Origin of the sequence: Luteitalea sp. TBR-22 (assembly GCF_016865485.1) — a bacterium.
In the GTDB taxonomy this organism is placed as follows: domain Bacteria; phylum Acidobacteriota; class Vicinamibacteria; order Vicinamibacterales; family Vicinamibacteraceae; genus Luteitalea.
The window spans coordinates 771,075-788,787 of sequence record NZ_AP024452.1 but is presented as its reverse complement, the minus strand read 5'-3'; the positions used below and the strand labels follow the sequence as shown (position 1 = coordinate 788,787).

The following is a 17,713-nucleotide window of genomic DNA, read 5'->3' as shown; positions in this document are numbered from 1 at the left end:
CCTGCGCCGGGCGCTCCCCGTGCCGAGAGGCGCTACTTGCGGCGAGCCACCATGTCGCGGCCGTTCTGCTTCAGCACGAGTTGCGTGACCTTCCCGTCGGGCCCCTTCACGAACGTGATGCGGGCCTCGACGACCTTCGGCGCGAACTCGGTCTCCGACAGCGGGAAGATCTCGATCTGCTGCTGGCCGGTGGCCTGCGTCATCAGGCGATCGCCCGAGCGGCTCACAGTGAGGATGAAGTTCGGGGCGAGCTCGTAGTCGCCGACGTACGTGTCGTAGATGGCCGGATCGACGCGGACGTTCCCGCCCGCAGCCGCCGGTGGGGCCGACGGCGCATCGGCGGTCCGCTCGGCGCGCTCCGGCGTGTCGCTGCCGCTGACGTACCGCAACAGCGTCGTGGCCCGTCCATCGGCCCCGACCTCGAACTTCAGCGTCGTGAGGTCGTCGTCGAAGAAGAACTCGGTGGGCGAGAACGGCCGCGCCTCGACGCGCTCGCCGCCGCGCAGCGTGTAGAGCTTGCCGCCCTCCGCGATCACCGTGCGGCGCCCCTGCTTCGCCTCGTACACCCCCGCGTACCGCGCCAGCACCTCGGGAGCCACCGTGATCGCCGTGCGCTCGGGGAACGGGTCGCCCAGGGCCAGGGCGGCCATGCGGCGGGCCATCGTCTCGGGTGAGGCCGTCGGCCTGTCGCTGTTGGCCAGCACGGCGACGTACACCCGATCCTTCGGCACCCGGATCGCATACGTGGAGAACCCGGGGATGCCGCCGGCGTGCTCCAGCGTCGCGCGCCCGCGCAGCGTGTCGACCTGCAGCCCATAGCCGTACCCCGTGCTCGTGCCGTCCTTCAGGGTGTACGGTGTGGCCATCTTCTCCAGCGATGCGGGCTTCAGGACCTTCCCGGCCGTCAGCGCCGCGTCCCACTTCGCCAGATCGTCCACCGACGACACGAGCGAGCCCGCCGCGTGCGGCTGCGTCATGCTCAGGAAGTCGGCATTCCTCACCACGTCCTTGTCGCGCGTGTAGCCCTGCACGCGCCCCTTGATGAGCGGTTCGTTGCTGCCGAACGTCGTCCGCGTCATGCCGAGCGGGCCGAAGATGCGCGCCTGCAGGAAGTCCTCGTAGCGCTGGCCAGAAGCCTTCTCGATTACTGCGCCGAGCATCACGTAGGCCGAGTTGTTGTACTCGTAGCGCTGGCCGGGCGCGAACTGCATCGGCTCCTGCTTGAAGCCGTCGATCAGCTCGGTGAGCGACAGGTCGGCGCGGATGCGCTTGGGGAAGTACCCGGGGATCGAGGTGTAGCTCTTGATCCCCGACGTGTGCGTGAGCAGGTGCTCCACGGTGATCACGTGGCCTTGCGTCGGGTAACCGGGCAGGTACTTCTCCACGGGATCGCTGAGCGCGACCTTGCCGTCCTCCACCAGCAGCATCACCGCCGCGGCCGTGAACTGCTTGGTGATCGAGCCGAGGCGGAACACGCTGTCTGGCTGCAGCGGCACGCCGAGCTCCATGTGCGCCATGCCCACGGCCTTGCGGTAGACCACCGCGCCGTCCTTGACGACGATGACGGCGGCGCCGGGCTGATCAGCGGTGAAGCCCTTGGTAAGGACGGCGTCGAAGCGGGCCGCCGCGGGCGCGGGCTGGGCACGCGCGGCGGGGGGCGCCGCCAGGGACAGCAGGGCGGCAACGCAGGCGAGGCGCGACAGGCGCAGGCAGGCTCGGGTCATCATGGCTCCGGGAAGGCTACCTCAATCGGCAGGGCCGGCTCCTCGAGCGTCCGTGGTGGGGCATCGAGCTCGGTCTCCCCGAGCGCAGTCGAAGGCGAGAGCGGCCCCTACCGCAGCGGCGCGCCCGGCGGCCCGTACTTCTTCGCCGCGTCGTCGAGCACCAGCACCCAATCGAGCATTTCGCCCGCGTCGGGTGGCGTGAACGCCCGCTCGCCCGTGTTCGCAAACGTTCCGATGCGCGTCGCCTGCCCGGTGCGCGGGTTGAACCACCAGGCCACCACCTTCGGTCCAGTGATCGCTGCCATCCGCACGCGGAACGTGCGGCCGACAGGCGCGTAGACCATCGCGTACGTGCCGGCCTCGTCGCGCGTTGCGGTGAAGTGATAGCGCCCCGAGCCGGGCATCGCCGTCGGGATGCTCGTCTCGGCGATCACCGAAGGATCGGGAACGCGCGTGAGGAACGGGCGCGACTCCAGCAGGGCGCGCGCGTGCTGCATCTGCGCCGCTCCCGGCTGGTCGATCGCCTCGTGCCACGGCATCAGCGGGTTGTTGATGGGCTGCCGCTCCGGCGTCCACATCTGCCACACGGAGTGGTGACCGTACGTGTGACCGAAGGCGCCCGTGAACAGGTTCCAGTACAGCGGACGACGTACGTCGCCGGCGATGGTGTGGCCCGACTGCTTCGCGTTGAAGGCAACGGGGTGGTCTTCGTACGCCGGCTCGCCGTCGAGCACCGGCTTGATGGGGGTGCGGTCGTAGTCCACGCGCGTCTGGTCGTACCGCCCGGTGAACTCGACCGCGTGCCCGTTCTGTCGCATGTTGACGTCGAGCCAGTCGGCGTCGTGGAACCACTCGGCCGAACCGTGGCCGCCGTTGGGGTGGAACGTGATCAGGTGCGCCCCGCCGTCGCCGGCGCGGAGGCCGCGCGCGGTGGCCGCGACGATGGCGCGGTGGGCGTCGGACTCGATCGGGCGGTCGCCGCCGACAATCCAGATGACGCCCGCGTTCCTGTAGCGCTGCCCCAGCCAGCGGCCGTAGGCCTCGGCGTTCTCCGGCGTGAAGATCTCGGGGCCGACACCCCACTTCTTGTTCCACTTGTCGCCCCACGTGGGCAGCAGGCCCACGTACATCCCGAGGCTGTTGGCCCTGGCGACGATCCAGTCGACGTGCGCGAAGTACGCCTCGTTCGGCCTGGTCGGGTCGTTGTCGACCAGCGGCGTGTGCCCGTAGGGGTTCGGCACGCCGAGCCCGTCGAGTTCGGCCAGGGCGACGGCCTGGATCACGGTGAAGCGGCGCTCCGCGCGGTTGCGCAGGTAGCGCTCGGCCTCCTCGCGGTTGAGCCGATGGAACAGTTCCCACGCGGTGTCGCCGAGCCAGAAGAAGGGGGCGCCATCAGCCGTCACGAGGAAGCGCCGGTTCTCGGACACCTTCAGCCGCGGCAGCGATTGCGCCACGGCCGGGTGACCCGTCATCAGCAGGGTGCAGGCGGCGATCCCCAGCGCGGTGAGTCGACGGATCAGGGTGAGGGACATGGCCAGTAGCCTACGCAAGACGCCGCGGCTCTGCCAGATGGGCGGAAGCGGGCACCGCGACGGTGTGCCGCTGCTGCTGGATCAGAGATAGGGCGAACGGCGCGGTGAGACACCGCGCCCTGCCCCTGTGCGGAGCTCCGGATGTTCAGCGCCCTGCTGCTAGAGTTGGCTCCCATGAGCTGCTTCGAACGAGCCCAGCGTCGCCATCTGCTCACCCTTCTGCTCGCGCTCTGCGTCTTCCCCGCCGGCGCGTTCGCCCAGGCGCCGCCCGCCGATCTCGACGCCTGGGTCACCCGGGCGATGACCACCTTCGACGTCCCCGGCATCGCCGTCGCCATCGTCAAGGACGGCACGGTGGTGCACGCGAAGGGGTATGGCGTGCGTCGCCTCGGCGATCCCGCGCCGGTGGACGACAGGACGCTGTTCGGCATCGCGTCGAATACCAAGGCCTTCACGGCTGCCGCGATCGGCATGCTTGTCGACGAGGGCAAGGTCGCGTGGGACGATCCGGTCGGCAAGCACCTGCCCGGGTTCTCGATGGCCGACCCGTACGCGTCGCGCGAGATCACCGTCCGCGACACGCTCAGTCATCGCAGCGGGCTCGGGCTCGGCGCCGGCGACCTGCTCTTCTGGCCAGACACCGACGTGTCACGTGACCAGGTCGTGGCCGCGGCACGGTCCATTCCGCCGGCCTCGAGCTTCCGCAGCCGGTACGCCTACAACAACCTGATGTTCGTGGTCGCCGGCCAGGTGATCGCCTCTGCGACGGGCAAGTCGTGGGACGACGTCATCCGCGAACGGATCTTCGTACCGCTCGGGATGAACGACAGCCGCATCAGCAACGTCGGCCTCACGCCGGCCGACAACGTCGCCTCGCCCCACTCCCGCGGCTGGCGCCTCGAGGGCAGGCTGAAGCCGATCCAGGCGACGCGCGACGACACTTGGGCCGCGGCGGCGGGTATCAAGTCGAACCTGCAGGACATGACCAGGTGGATGCGGGTGCAGCTCGCGCGCGGTCGGATCGACGAGACACGGCAGCTGTTCTCGCCGCGGGTATCCGACGACATGTGGCAGGTGACCACGCCGCTCCGGGTGAGCGACCCGCCGGGGCCGCTGGCGGCCACGAAGGCGAACTTCGCCGGCTACGGCCTCGGCTGGAACCTGCGCGACTATCGCGGCCGCAAGATCGTGTCGCACACCGGCGGCCTCACCGGCATGGTCACGCTGGTCATGCTCGTGCCGTCCGAGGGCCTCGGCATTGTCGTACTCACCAACCAGGAGGAGGGCGGCGCCTTCAGCGCGATCGGATATCACATTCTCGACGCGTACCTGGGCGCCCCGACGACCGACTGGATCGCGGCGTACCGCCAGGTGCGCGACGACCAGTTGAAGAAGGCGCGCGACGAGGAGCAGAAGCAGGCGGCCGCCCGCAACCGCGCGTCGCGGCCATCCCTGTCGCTCGACGGCTATGCCGGCAACTACGCCGACGCGTGGTACGGCGGCGCGTCGCTTGCCACCGAGAGTGGTCGCCTCGTGCTGCGCCTCTCCCGCACGCCGGCCGCCGTGGCCGATCTGGAGCACTGGCAGTACGACACGTTCAAGGCCGTCTTTCGCGACGACACCATCCCCGACGCGCTGGTGACCTTCGCGCTCGACGAGACGGGCAAGGTCGACACGATGAAGCTGGTGCCGACCTCGGACCTGGCCGACTTCAGCTTCGACTACCAGGACCTGCTGTTCGGGCCGGTGCGTCCGCGCAAGTGAGGCGCAGGCGGTGCCGGTCCTGGCGTGGCCGCGCCTCGACGAAGTACGGCAGCATCATGTCGAGCAGGGCGACGCCGGGATTGGAGTCCCGGCGTGCCAGCGACGTGCGTGATGCGCGGACCATGGCGAGGCGTGGCGCTCACACGGAGCCAGGCGTGGCCTTGACGACGCGCGTCTTCGACAGCAGCTCGAAGGCGCGCTGCCGACGCTCGGTGAACAACACGAACATCGCGTCGATCCAGAACACCTGCAGCATCGTCGAGAGCTGCCGGACGACGGCCTGTCCCAGCGTGATCGGCGCGCCGCTCTCCTGGACGACGGAGAGGCCGAACCAGCGCTTGCCGAACGTCTGCCCGGTGCGCCACTCGGCGATGATCGTGTAGGTGACGTAGCCGAAGGCGGCGATGGCAATCGCCAGCAGCATCAGCACCTGCGCCACGCCCTCGCGCGGGTACAGCCATGCCGACCCGCCCACCACGACGGCGGCGAGGATGAAGGCGCCGGCATCGAACACCTTCGCGACCAGGCGCGGGCCGAAGTCGGCCGGCGTGAGCGGCAATCCCGCCAGGTACGACCGGGCCAGCACGTCGGGCGCACCGAGTTGCCGCACCACCTCGTCGAGCGGCGTGCCCGCGGCCAGTCGCTCCTCGATGTGGCCACGCAGCTCGAGGGCAATCTGCTGGCGCTGTGGCGTGGTCGGCGGCAGGTGCGCAAGCACCTGATCGAGATACGTGTCGGTGGTCATCGGTCCCTGCCTTGCCCGAGCAGTCGGGCCATCGCGTCGGCGAATGCGAACCACTCGGTGGTGAGAGTGGCGAGCTCCTGGCGCCCGAGGTCCGTGAGTTGGTAGTACTTGCGAGGGACGCCACGCCCGGCCGTGTCCCAGCGGACGGTGACGAAGCCGGCCCGCTCGAGCCGGTAGAGGACGGGGTACAACGTGCCGTCGGTGACCTCGAGCGCGCCGCCCGACTCGCGGGTCAGCTTCGTGACGATCTCGTAGCCATAGGCCTCGCCGGGCGCGAGCAGGTGCAACACGATCAGCTCGAGCGAACCCCGCTTTAGCTCGCGAACGATGCTGTCCTTGCGGCCGTCGGCTGGTGGCGGTGTCATGGTTTCACGGTACCGCAAGATGTCTTGCGTCACAAGACACTAGACGAAGCAAGGGCTCTCACGGTTCCGCCCAGGGCAGCCACACCAGAGGCTGCCCTGCCGGTCCGCGGCGAGATCGTGCCCGTCGGAGCTACGCGACCTGCACGGTCACGCTCGACTCACCCACTCGCTCCTGGCCGCCAGCCCGGAGGGTGAGGCGATGCATGCCTCTCTCGAGATGGGCGGCCAGCGACCGCCCCCGTCCGAGTTCGCCCTGGACGTCCGAGAACCAGGTGAGGGCTTCCAGCTCCGGCCGTCCCTCCTCACGCCACCAGCCGTTGCCGACGAGCAGCACGTCCGACGCGACCGTGTCGCCATCGACGGGCCGCAGGATGACTGCCGCGCACGGCTTGATGGGCACGCGAAACGGCGGGCTCTCGACACGCGTGGCGCGCATTCCGTTCGACGCCGTCACGGCAAGGCGGCAGCCCTCACCACCGGCGAGCGCCGCAAGGTCGATCGTGACACTCGACTCGGAGAGGCCCAGCGACAGCGGCCGCCAGGCGCCGCCGCCAGCGCTGTAGTCGACGTGGAACCGGACGGGCGCCGGTTCGCCGGTCGCCTCCCATGCCAGCCTGAACTCCCCCTCGGCCTGGCCATCGGGTGTCTCGAGCAACCGGACTTCCGGTGCGCGCGCTGGAACTGCCACCGAACCGAGCACGATCGGCTCGCGCCCCGATCCGTCCACGTGCAGGACGTCGAGGCGAGTCGCGCCGTCGGGCAGGTCCACCGATCCACGCAGCGAGATGCTCTGGCCCTCGCAGGTGCCTGACGAGGAAAGCGGGACGCGCGAAAGGGCGCGGCCCTCTGCGTCGAAGACCTCGGCGACGTACACGAGCGTGTCGCTGGTCCAGCGGGCAGGCGGGATGGCCGTGAGGAAGGCCGGGCGGACGGTGAGGCGACCCTCGCGGTCGATCCTCGCCGAGAAACGGATGCGGTCGCTCATGATGCGCTCAATTCAGCTGGTCGATCAGGATGTGCCAGAGGGCGATCGACGGCCACCGGTCGTCGTAGATGCCGTTGGCCGGGGTGCAGTACGACATGAGCTCGGCCCACATGGGCGGCATCAGCGCGCCGTCCGACGTCCTCCACCCGACCACGCCGGCGCCGATGTTCGGCCCGAGGTTCGGGTCGATGCCTTCGGGGAAGTCCGTCCCCGGGTCGGCACACGGCGCGTGCCCGACGCCGAGGGTGTGCGCCATCTCGTGGGCGAACGTCGCGCGCCGACGCGACTGCGAGAGGAAGCAGCGGCGATCGTTCTCGAGCGGCCAGGGCCGATCGTTGGCGGCGTGCGAGATGCCGTTGAGCGCGAACGCCCCCGACGGCACCGTGCACGCGAAGATGAACGTGAACTCGTTGTAGCGATCGGCGTAGTCGTCGAGGTCGTCGAGCGCGTCCTCCCATCCGCCCTTCTTGCCCAGGAAGTGATCGGTGGACAGCAGGTCGCCGGTCGCCGGCACCGCCACCCACAGGTCGGTGTCGCCCAGTGGATAGCGGTCCTGCGTGCCGACGGCGGAGAACTTCCAGTCGGCGTCGCTGGGGGCCGGGGTCGGATGCGCGGGGTTGGTGAGGCCCATCCGCAACTGGATCACGGTCAGCGTGCCGGCGGGCCGGGCACGCACGACGCGCGACCCGCTCGCCGACGGCGTGTCGGCGCCGAATCCCGGCAGCCCGGGCGCGCGAGCCGTGACCCGCATCGTGACGTCGCCGCTCATCAGCGCGCCGGGCACGACGAACAGCAGCGCGTGCGCCGTGCCGGATCGATCCACGTCGGCGAAACCGGCGTTGATCGTCACGGGACCGGCCGGAGCAATCGAGGCCACCACCACGCCGCCACGCTCGACCTGCAGCGTGCCCGTGACGCCGGCCACCTCGCCCGGCACACCGGTATAAGTGAACGCGCCGAGACCACTGGTCAGGTAGGCGCGCACGCCGGTCGTACGGCCCTCCACGAGTTGCACCGTGTGCGCGGCGTCCTGCACGCCCTGCGTCACCTCGAGGTGCGCGACGCCAAGGCGCGGCCTGGCCGCCACGGTGATCGTCTGCAGGTGGTCGACCTCTCCGCACGGCCCGCCGACGAGCAGGTGGACGATGCAGGTGGCCGGCTGGGTCACGACAGGCGCGGTGAAGTCGTGCTGACGGTGACCACCGCCGACCAGCGTCCCGAAGTCGGCGAGCGTGGTGCCGTCCCGCGTCACGAACACGCGCGTCCTCGTGGTCGGATGCACGGTGACGTCGCAGGAGATCGACACGACGGCGCCCGGTTCGACGCGCTGCGGATCCTTCGAGCCGTCGAGCCGGAAGGCGGTGACCGCGGCAGTGCCTCCCGCGAACGCATCGTCACTGGCGCCCCGGCGGAAGACGGTGAACACCTGCCCGCAGCGCATGAACGACGCCTCGAGGATGCTCAGCGTGATCAGGCCGGGAGCCGCTCCGCTCGGGATGGTGACGCGGATGCGCGTGTCGGTCCATTCGATCGCGGCGGCGCTGGTGATGGGCGCGGCCGTGCCCGGGAACACCACCGAGCCATGAGTGCCGAAGTGCACGCCGGTGATCGTGAGTTCCTGCCCCGGGCACGCGTCGGCTGGCGACAGGGCGGTGATGCGGTAATCGGGAAACGAGGCCTGCAGTCGGGCGACCTCGGTGACGGCGAAGATCAGGCAGCGCTGCTTGTCCGACGGCGGGAACATATCGGCGGACCGGAAGCGTTCCACGACGTCGGCGACCGTCGGATGCACCCGCACGATCGACGGCCCCTTCGGCCTGCCGCCGAGCCCGCCCGGCGCGCCGGGGAAGCCACCACCCGGGAAGCCGCCACCCGGGAGCCCGCCACCGGGGAGCCCGCCGCCGGGAAGGCCGAGACCGGGCATGCCGAGCGGCATGGGTCCGGGCGCGCCCATCATCACCGACATCACGGGGACGTCGCCCAGCGAGGCCGCACGTGCGAGGGCCTCCAGCGTCGTGCGCACGGAGAGCGCGGCGCCGAGACCTTCGGCAAGCTCCACCTGTTCATCGAGGGAGCGGCCGACGGAAAGAATCGACGCCATGAGGGTGCCCACCGCGTCTGCCGAGATCAGCGTCTCCGCGACCACCGACACGTCGTCTCGACGCGGTTCCTCCTGCTCGCCTGGCACCTCGTCAGCGGATGCATCGGTACATGGCGTCTCGCGCGCCCAGGCGCCGAGCGCCTCGCGCACGACAACGGCGGCGGACTGATCGCCGAGCATCGCGCGACGCGCCGGCTCGACGAGCGCGCCGAGCCACGACAGCCGTCCCACCGCGGCGGCCAGCCATTGCTGCGCACCGGTGGGCAGTTCTCCTGCCTGCTCCAGCTGAGCCACCTGCGTGGCGAGGGCGGTCACGGCGTCGGTGAGCAACGGTGGGGTGTCTTCCTCGTTCGGTGGCCTGCGCTCGAGCGGGAGCACGACGGCCCGGTCGCCGCGCGTCTCGAGTCGCGCCAGGACCTCGCCGGATCGATCGACCGCCTCGAGCTGCACCACCGCAGGTCGCTCGGCCGCCGGCGGGACGACGAGCGCGAACTGCCCGTCGGGAAGCGACAGGCCCTCGGCGAGCGTCGTGCCCTCGCCGGGGACCGTCACGCGAAGTCGCACCGGCCTGCCAGGGGCACGTTGCCCTTGAATCAGTACCCAACCGTTGACGCGCCCTGCTTCGACACCCATGGCAACAATCCTCTGGAAGGCTGTACGCGCGGTGGTGGGCAGACGAGGGCCGCTCTCCGAGCGGTCCCTGCCGAATCGCGGTCGATGGCGATCCGGCCCGTCCTTGTCGGGGCGACCGGCCTGGAGCAGGCCGGCTGACGTGCGCGTGGAAGTGAGGTGGCGGGCCTGCGTCACCGCGCAGGGCCGAATGGCAGCGGTGGCTCTTGCACCGTCACTATCAACAACGCTGGCGTGCGAGCGATCGCACATTGCAGCGTGCAGCGGAAGCCCGAGCACGAAGGCGAGCGGCAGAGCGGTGCGTCTCCGTCACCCGCGCTTTCTCGGTGTTGGGTTGGTCGACGCACCTGTCGCTGGGACATGACACGGACGCTGGCATGGTGTTCGCAATTGCAGGCGCCAGGTGGACGCGGCAGGCCTGACGCCGCACCACGGAGGGGACGAACCCATGCGACTGCTTTCCACGTCTCTCGTTGCCGGACTGATGATGTATGGAGCCGCCTCGACTGCGTCCGCGCAGTCCTGGGGGCGTGGCGCGTACCCCGAAGCCGGCGCCTGCTTCTACGAGGACATCAACTTCGGTGGCCGCTACTTCTGCACGCGGATGGGCGCCGCCGCCGAACGGGTGCCCTCGCAGCTGAACGACGAGATCTCGTCCGTGCGCGTGTTCGGGGGCGCGGAAGTGCTCGTCTTCCGCGACGGCTCGATGCGCGGCGAGGCGCGACGCTTCACAAATAGCGTCAGGGACCTGCGCAACAGCGGCTTCAACGATCGCCTGACCTCGTTCGTGGTGCAGCCGCGCGGCTATGCCGACCGCGGCTACTCCAACGGCGGCTATGGCTATGGCAACCAGGGCTATGGCAACCAGGGCTACGGCAACCCTGGCTACGGTTATGGTGGCTACGACAACAACGGCCGGTACGGCAACGGGCAATACGGCAACGGCCGTTATGGGAACGGACGCTACGACGACCCGGCGTATGGCTATGGACGCGATCAGGGTCGCTACCAGGGCGGCGTCAACCGCGGGTCGTATCAGGAGGCCGCGCGCATGGTGCAGCAGGCGTACCGTCGGGTGTTCGGGCGCGAACCGGATCGCGACGCGCAGCCGTGGGTCGACGAAGTCCTGAAGAACGGCTGGAGCCAGCGTCAGCTCGAGCAGGCGTTGCGCAACACGCCTGAAGGCCGCGGGTACTGACGCTCACATATTTCAAGGAAAAGACCCGAACGGCACCGCTTCATCTCGCAAAACCTGTACACTCCACCACACCTACAGTCGAGTTTAACCAGGAGTGGTACCGCGCCGCCGGCGGCCGCACAGGCTGCGACGACGTGGCCCTGAACGATCACGACGCGGCGGCCCCGCCGCGTCGTGGGAGTCGAAGGGAGGAGCCAGGTCATGTGCGGAATCACGGGCATCCTGTCGCGCCGATCAGCCATCGCCCCCGATACGGTGCAGGCAGGCATGGCGGCGCTCCACCATCGAGGGCCCGACGGCCGGCAGCACTGGCTCGCCTCCGACCGGCAGGTGGCGCTCGGGCACACCCGCCTGTCGATCATCGACCTCACCACCGGCGAGCAGCCCATCTCGAACGAGGACCGCTCCATCCACATCGTCGTGAACGGCGAGTTCTACGACTTCGAGCGGACGCGAGGCGAACTCGAGGCGCGGGGCCACCGGTTCCGCACGAAGTCGGACAGCGAGATCGCGCTGCACCTGTACGAGGACTACGGGCCGGAGTGCCTGCACCAGCTGCGCGGCGAATACGCGTTCCTCATCTGGGACGAGCGCAACCAGCGCCTCATCGCGGGACGCGATCGGTTCGGGGTCAAGCCGCTGTTCTTCGCCGAACACGGCGACGCGCTGTACTTCGCGTCGGAGGTCAAGGCCCTGTTCGCCATGGGCGTCCCGGCGCGGTGGAGCGACGAGGCGATCTACGCCGGCGGGTTCATCATCCCGAGCGAACGCACCCTCTTCAAGGGGGTGCAGGCCGTTCCGCCCGGCCACTTCCTGCGCGCCACGCGTGAAGGCCATCGCCTGCAGCAGTACTGGGACGTGGACTATCCGCGCGACGACGCGCCGCCGCCTCCGCGCAGCGAGGCCGAGTGGGTCGACGACTTCAGGGAGGTGCTGGAGCAATCGGTCAAGACGCGGTTACGCGCCGACGTGCCCGTCGGCTGCTACCTGAGCGGCGGCATCGATTCGTGCGCGGTGCTGGGACTCGCGTCGCTCCATCACGCCGGGCCGGTGCGCGCGTACACGCTGACCTTCGACGGCGCGCAGTACGACGAGAGCGTAATCGCCGAGGAGATGGCCAGGCACGCGGGCGCCACGTACCAGCCGATCGCGATGAAGCAGGCCGACCTGGCCGACAACTTCCGCGCCGCGGTGATCCAGTCGGAGCTGCCGTTCGTCAACGGGCACACCGTGGCGAAGTTCATGTTGAGCCGGGCGGTGCGCGACAGCGGCTACAAGGTGGTGCTGACCGGCGAGGGATCGGACGAGATCCTGGCCGGGTATCCGCACTTCCGCCGCGACATGCTGCTGTACCACACGTCCGGGCAGGACGCGAGCGAGGTGGCGCGCCTCCTCCAGCAGCTCGTGGACAACAACCAGGTGTCGCGCGGCCTGCTGATGCCGGAGGGCCAGGGCGACGTCGGCGCCACGTGCCAGTCGCTGCTCGGCTTCGTGCCGTCGTGGCTGGAGGGCATGGGCGGGAGCGCCGTCCGGCAACACGCGATGATGAAGGACGAGTTCGTGCGCGCGCACGAGGGCGCCGACATCATCGGCACGCTGCTGGCGTCCATCGACGTGGAGCGTCGGCTCAAGGGGCGCAACGCCGTGCACGCCGCGCTCTACCTCTGGGCCAAGACCATCCTCCCGCACTACATCCTGTCCAACCTAGGCGATCGGATGGAGATGGGCCACTCCATCGAGGGGCGGGTGCCCTTCATGGATCACAACGTCGCGGAGTACCTGCACCAGACGCCGGTCTCCATGAAGATCCGCGGGATGACCGAGAAGTACATCCTGCGCGAGGCCGTCAAGGACGTCATCACGCCGACCGTGTACCACCGGCAGAAGCATCCGTTCCTGAGCCCGCCGGCGACGCTGCATCCCGAGGAGCCGCTGCACGCGCTGATGCAGGACACCCTGCGCGGCAAGGCCGGGGGCGAGGTGCCGTTCCTCGACCAGAAGAAGATCGTCGCCGCCCTGGACTCATTGAACGATCCCGCCCTGGATGCGGGTCAGCGGACGGTGATGGACCAGCCGCTCACCCTGGCGCTGAGCTTCGTCTTCATGCACGAGGGGTTGGGGATCGCGAACTAGGGCGGGCTTCCAATCCGCGTCTGACCGACGTGTAGAGGGACCACACTACGGCTGCTTGCGTTCGGCGCGCCGCATCGGCATGGCGTCGATCTCGGTGAAGACTCGCGGCAGATCGAACGTGCCGGCCTGACGCGCCTTGGCGCCGCCGTCCTTGCCGACGAGCACGAGTTCGGCGCCGCTGCCCTGCATCCCGAGCTGACGTCGCACGGCCTGTCGAGCGTCGGCCGGGAGATCGACCCAGGGTCGCCGCGTCTCTCGCGGGCGCGGCAGGTCGCCTACCGGCACGATCAGCAGGTCGCGATCGAGGAGTGCGTCCACCTCCGCGTCGACGGCCTTGCGGAAGGCCGCGAGCGTCTGCCGGCCTGATGCGGTGTCGGGCACGTCGATGACCAGCAGCCGGTGGGTCCAGCGCCAGGTGGCGAGCGGGTCTGCCTGCATGCGGCTGGGTTCGACGATGAGCGGGGACATGACGCACAGGGCGAGCGCCGCGACGAACACGGATCGTCGGCGGACGCCAGCACGGGGGATGGCATGTCGTGACGCTGGATGAGCGTTGGTCATGCCCGGCCACGGCGCTGTCGAGTGACAGCCTTCCAGTCCTCTACGATCAACCCGGGCACTCGCTGGAACTCGCTCGTGTTGTGGGTGACGAGCGTCAGCCCGCGTGCCCTGGCCTGGCCAGCGATCAACACGTCGAAGGGGCCGATCGGCGTTCCTTTCGACGCGAGGTGGGCCCTGATCTGGCCCGCCTGACGGGCGTCCTCGTCGTCGAACTCCAACACCGAGAACCGGAGCGCGTCCACGCGGGCGACGTTCTGCTCCACCCGCTGACTCTTGTACGCCCCGTAGTACAACTCGTGGATGACAATCGCCGACACCCCGAACTCGCGAGGCGCATGGCGACGGACACGCCTGGCGATCGGCGAGGTCGTGTCGTTCAACAACGCGATGACGGCGTTCGCGTCGAGGAGATACCGCATCAGCGGAACACCTGGCTCAACCCGCGACGCTCCGGCGCATCCGGCTCCTCCCGCACCGCTGACGCAAAGTCATCGTCGACGTTGCCGACGAGCGCATCGAGCCACTCCCATGACTCGGGAACCGGTTCCAGCACGATCGCGCGCCCGCGGCGCCGGATACGAACCTCACCGGCATCGACGCGAAAGGCACGCGGCAACCGCACCGCCTGCGAGCGACCGGACCAGAAGACCTTGGCGGTGTCCACCCTGCACCTCCATGATGAGATATACCAAACGAATATACCACGCTCGCATCGAGCGCCGGATGCACGCGGGGCTCGACGGTCAGAACAGTTGTGGGGCCGGCGTCGCGCCACCGAGGCACCACGCAGGGATTGTCAGGCCGCTGAATCGATGGAGGTCGACGTCTCCTCCTCACCCGTCACCAGGTTCACGCGCATCAGCCGCGTCTGACCATTGATGGCCTGGACGCTGCCGGCCGGCACCAGCCACTTGCCCTTCGGCACCTCGACGAGCTCGCCGTCCTGGTCGCGCCGGACGGTCGCCCGGAGCGGCTCGAGCTCGTAGAGGAGCCCCTGCGGCGTGTAGCGGTAGTCCTTCACGGTGACCTCGATGAGGCCGCTCTTCGCGTGGGCGTGCATCGCGGTCGTGCCGCGCGCAATGAGCACCGTCCACTCGTCGGACGACGCCGGCGTGCCTGCCGTGGCGAGTGACCGCGGCGCCAGGTCGGTCACCGCTCGCAGCAGTGTCGTGAGGTCCTGACGCACCGCGGGGTCCTGTGCCGCCTCGGCCGCCACGCTGACCACCTCGGCGAACCGCTCGGCCAGTCGCTCCGTGAGACGAAGGCTACCGTTGGTGGCGTCGAAGATCACCGTGCCGACCGACGGCCCCGACATGAACGGCGTTGTCTCCGCCTTGAAGTAGGCGTAGCCGAGGTCACGGTCGTGCACGCCGCACACCACGCAGAAGGCCTGCAGGATGGCCTCCGCGATGGCCTCGCTGCGCGCCACGCCCTGGAACGTCCACGCCACGCCGGTCGTCCGGAAGAACCTGTTGAGCGGACGCTGCGCGTGCGGCGAGAGCGGCCCGTACTCGAAGGTGTGCTTCTGGCTGCCCCGCTGTTCCGTGAACCCCTTCACGCGCTGGCTCACCTGCAGTTCCGTCTCGCACACGTACCCCGCATCCATCGTCCAGGCCTGCAGCACCCCGTTCAGCATGTCGGGGAACGCCATCGTCTCGGTGATCGGACGCGTCGTGACGTACCTGGAAGACTTGGTGCGGATCTCGCGCGTGCGCAGGTCCACGGACGTGACACGGTACGGACGCGCCATGTAGTAGTACACAGCGCCCGGATACGCTTCGCGCAGCATCTGCGAGTACGACACGGAGCCGAGCGGCTTGTCGAACGGGCCGACGATGTTCAGGCTCTGCTCGCCGGCGGACCGGATCGGGAACTCGTAGTGCGGGCAGTCCTGCGCCTGCTGCTTGAGCGGATACAGGTCGGGCGCGATGCCTTCCGTCGGCTGCAGTTCGTTGATCACCAGGCGACGGAACGCCCGCGGCAGCGAGTCCATGCCGTCGGCGTCGACGATGGCGCGGCCGGTCGCCTGAGTTTCGGACGCCGCGCACAGCGCGTGCGCGTACTGGATGAAGCGGTTCTCGAGATACAGCCAGCTCGGCTCGGGCTCCCGCGCGACGTACGTCGCGAGGGGCGCCATCACCTCACGGTCGTCGAGCAGGATGCACACGGCCTCGCGACGACGGCCGGCGCGCCCGATGCGCTGGCGGAAGGCCTTCACCGAGGGAGGCGTGTTCATGAGCACGACGATGTCGAGGTCGCCGATGTCGATGCCGAGCTCGAGGGCGCTCGTGGAGACGACGCCGGAGAGCTCACCGGTCGATAGGGCCTGCTGGATCCTGGCGCGGTCCTCGGCCTCGTAGCCGGCGCGATACGGCAGCACGTGCTGCAGGGCCGACGCCACCTCCGGCTCGATGTCGTCATCGTCTTCGTCGTCTGCCGCGATGGCCGGCTTGCCCTTCCGCTGGCGCAGCACCGCGGCCACGATGCGCTCGACGGCCTTGCGGGAGTCGCCGAACGCGAGGAAGCGGCCGGCACCCGTCTCGGCAAGCTTCGCCAGCAGCGTGACCGTGCGGTCGAAGGCGTCCTTGCCGACGCTCGGCGCGAGGAGCAGCGTCTTCGCCGACGCGCCGCTGCCGTCCACGGTGCCGTCGACCACGCGCATCTCGCGGCCGGTCAGCTGCTGCATGAAGGCGGCGGGCTCGCCGATGGTGGCGGTGCTGCTGATCACGCGGTGGGCGCGGCTCGACGCGTCGAGACGGCGGAGGAAGTAGGCCATGTTCGTGCCGAACACGCCGTCGTACACGTGCGCCTCGTCGAGGATGGCGAGTTGCAGGCGCGACAGGAAGGCGCTCACGGGCGTGGTAGTGAGGTGGCTCATGAGCCACGCGTGCGCCACGTCGGGCGTCATGGCGACGACGCGCGACGCGATCAGGATGGCGTCGCGCTGCTTGACCGGCACGCTGCCGTCGATGAAGCCGACCGAGATGCCGAGCGGCCCGAGGAAGGCCTTCCACTTCTCGAGCTGATCCTGGATGAGGGCCTTCGCGGGGTACAGCGCCAGGACGCGCGCGGACTTGTCCTCGAGGCAGGCATCCGCGGCCGCGGCCATGAAGACGAGGGACTTTCCGGAGGCCGTCGGCGTGGCCAGGCACACGTCCTCGCCTCCGGCGGACGCGGCGAGCGCCTCGGACTGGTGCCGGTAGAGGCCCTTCGGGTAGTCAGCGGCGAGGCGGGTCGCCAGTGGCGCGGCCAGTCCCGCGGGGACGGGTGCGTACGTCGCGGCGCGCGCGGGGAGGGTCACCCGATCGGTGACGGCGAATCCGGCGTCTTCCAGCGTGCGCGCGATCTCGTTGACGATGACCATCCCTGTCCCCTTCCCGGGCTACCCGGCGCGTGTGTGGTGCGTCCGGGGGCATGACGGCGGGAGGTGGGAGGGTCTGACACCTGAGATGAGAGCCTATTGAATCGAGCTGTCCATGGTTGAGGCACGTCCCGCCTGTGCCCGGCGGCTCGTCGTCAGAAATGGCACGAACAGAACGGCGGCTGGAACGCCCTGAGGTGCAGGACACCCCGACCGGCCGCAAGACGCCATTGCAGCCCTCCGTGCATACGCCACCTAGAGCTCTCGGATGGTCAGCGCGTCCGATGCGTGCCCACAACACTCACGCACATCCCTAATGCTCGCGAGCGCAGAGCAGTTCTACCCCTCTTGTTCCGTAGCGCGCGGGCCGATTGAGCTGTCGAGCCGACCGTCGCGAATGCGACGCGGTGCGCGCAGGTGTTCATCTCAGGGATGACGACGTGGCCGAGCTGTGTTGTCCGCAATGCGGGAAGTCCCAAAGTGTCTACCGTTGCACGAAGTGTGGTTTGACTTACTGTGCAGTCTGCCGTGGCTCCCTGTGGGGCCGGGCCGTCTCCTCCTCATTGAGTGGGAACCCGGTCGCCAGTCTCGGGTTCCGCATGCTCATTGACGCG

13 protein-coding genes are annotated in these 17,713 nt (G+C 69.3%); 3 read left to right on the top strand and 10 right to left on the bottom strand.

What is annotated here, in order from left to right; translation table 11 throughout:
• Nucleotides 1-32 precede the first annotated feature (32 nt).
• On the bottom strand, nt 33-1,724 hold the full coding sequence (locus tag TBR22_RS03170) for a serine hydrolase (RefSeq protein ID WP_239491503.1): 1,692 nt from the start codon (nt 1,722-1,724) through the stop codon (nt 33-35).
• Between the two features lie 107 nt (nt 1,725-1,831).
• Nucleotides 1,832-3,256: a glycoside hydrolase family 140 protein gene (locus TBR22_RS03165; protein WP_239491502.1), complete on the bottom strand. Its 1,425-nt coding sequence runs from the start codon at nt 3,254-3,256 to the stop codon at nt 1,832-1,834.
• 174 nt (nt 3,257-3,430) lie between these two features.
• Here TBR22_RS03165 and TBR22_RS03160 point away from each other — a divergent pair, with 174 nt between their 5' ends.
• A complete protein-coding gene (locus tag TBR22_RS03160; RefSeq protein ID WP_239491501.1) occupies nt 3,431-5,020 on the top strand; it encodes a serine hydrolase in 1,590 nt (529 codons plus the stop codon).
• Between the two features lie 139 nt (nt 5,021-5,159).
• Here TBR22_RS03160 and TBR22_RS03155 read toward each other — a convergent pair whose 3' ends face one another.
• The 4 genes from TBR22_RS03155 to TBR22_RS03140 all read right to left on the bottom strand — a co-directional run bounded on the left by TBR22_RS03155 (nt 5,160) and on the right by TBR22_RS03140 (nt 9,780).
• Entirely contained in the window at nt 5,160-5,765 is a 606-nt protein-coding gene (locus TBR22_RS03155) for an RDD family protein (protein WP_239491500.1), read from the bottom strand.
• Nucleotides 5,762-6,130, bottom strand: coding sequence for a PadR family transcriptional regulator (locus tag TBR22_RS03150; protein ID WP_239491499.1), 369 nt, complete (start codon nt 6,128-6,130; stop codon nt 5,762-5,764). The genes TBR22_RS03155 and TBR22_RS03150 overlap by 4 nt, the downstream gene beginning before the upstream one ends.
• A gap of 130 nt (nt 6,131-6,260) precedes the next feature.
• The gene (locus TBR22_RS03145) at nt 6,261-7,115 is read right to left on the bottom strand and encodes a hypothetical protein (RefSeq protein ID WP_239491498.1); all 855 of its coding nucleotides are present in this window, start codon (nt 7,113-7,115) and stop codon (nt 6,261-6,263) included.
• 7 nt (nt 7,116-7,122) lie between these two features.
• Complete coding sequence (locus tag TBR22_RS03140; RefSeq protein WP_239491497.1) at nt 7,123-9,780, bottom strand: IPT/TIG domain-containing protein; 2,658 nt, start codon at nt 9,778-9,780, stop codon at nt 7,123-7,125.
• Nucleotides 9,781-10,294: 514 nt separating this feature from the next.
• On the opposite strand from TBR22_RS03140, the gene TBR22_RS03135 reads away from it, so the two are divergent.
• Complete coding sequence (locus TBR22_RS03135) at nt 10,295-11,044, top strand: peptidase inhibitor family I36 protein (protein WP_239491496.1); 750 nt, start codon at nt 10,295-10,297, stop codon at nt 11,042-11,044.
• Nucleotides 11,045-11,245: 201 nt separating this feature from the next.
• Complete coding sequence (asnB, locus tag TBR22_RS03130) at nt 11,246-13,177, top strand: asparagine synthase (glutamine-hydrolyzing) (protein ID WP_239491495.1); 1,932 nt, start codon at nt 11,246-11,248, stop codon at nt 13,175-13,177.
• Nucleotides 13,178-13,222: 45 nt separating this feature from the next.
• Here asnB and TBR22_RS03125 read toward each other — a convergent pair whose 3' ends face one another.
• The 4 genes from TBR22_RS03125 to TBR22_RS03110 form a co-directional block, all read right to left on the bottom strand.
• The gene (locus TBR22_RS03125; protein ID WP_239491494.1) at nt 13,223-13,645 is read right to left on the bottom strand and encodes a DUF4174 domain-containing protein; all 423 of its coding nucleotides are present in this window, start codon (nt 13,643-13,645) and stop codon (nt 13,223-13,225) included.
• An 89-nt stretch (nt 13,646-13,734) separates the two neighbouring features.
• Nucleotides 13,735-14,157 (bottom strand): type II toxin-antitoxin system VapC family toxin, encoded by a 423-nt coding sequence (locus tag TBR22_RS03120; RefSeq protein ID WP_239491493.1) that lies wholly within the window; start codon nt 14,155-14,157, stop codon nt 13,735-13,737.
• Entirely contained in the window at nt 14,157-14,402 is a 246-nt protein-coding gene (locus tag TBR22_RS03115; protein ID WP_239491492.1) for an antitoxin, read from the bottom strand. Before TBR22_RS03115 ends, TBR22_RS03120 begins: the two co-directional genes overlap by 1 nt.
• A gap of 132 nt (nt 14,403-14,534) precedes the next feature.
• On the bottom strand, nt 14,535-17,102 hold the full coding sequence (locus TBR22_RS03110; protein ID WP_239491491.1) for a DEAD/DEAH box helicase: 2,568 nt from the start codon (nt 17,100-17,102) through the stop codon (nt 14,535-14,537).
• Nucleotides 17,103-17,713 lie beyond the last annotated feature (611 nt).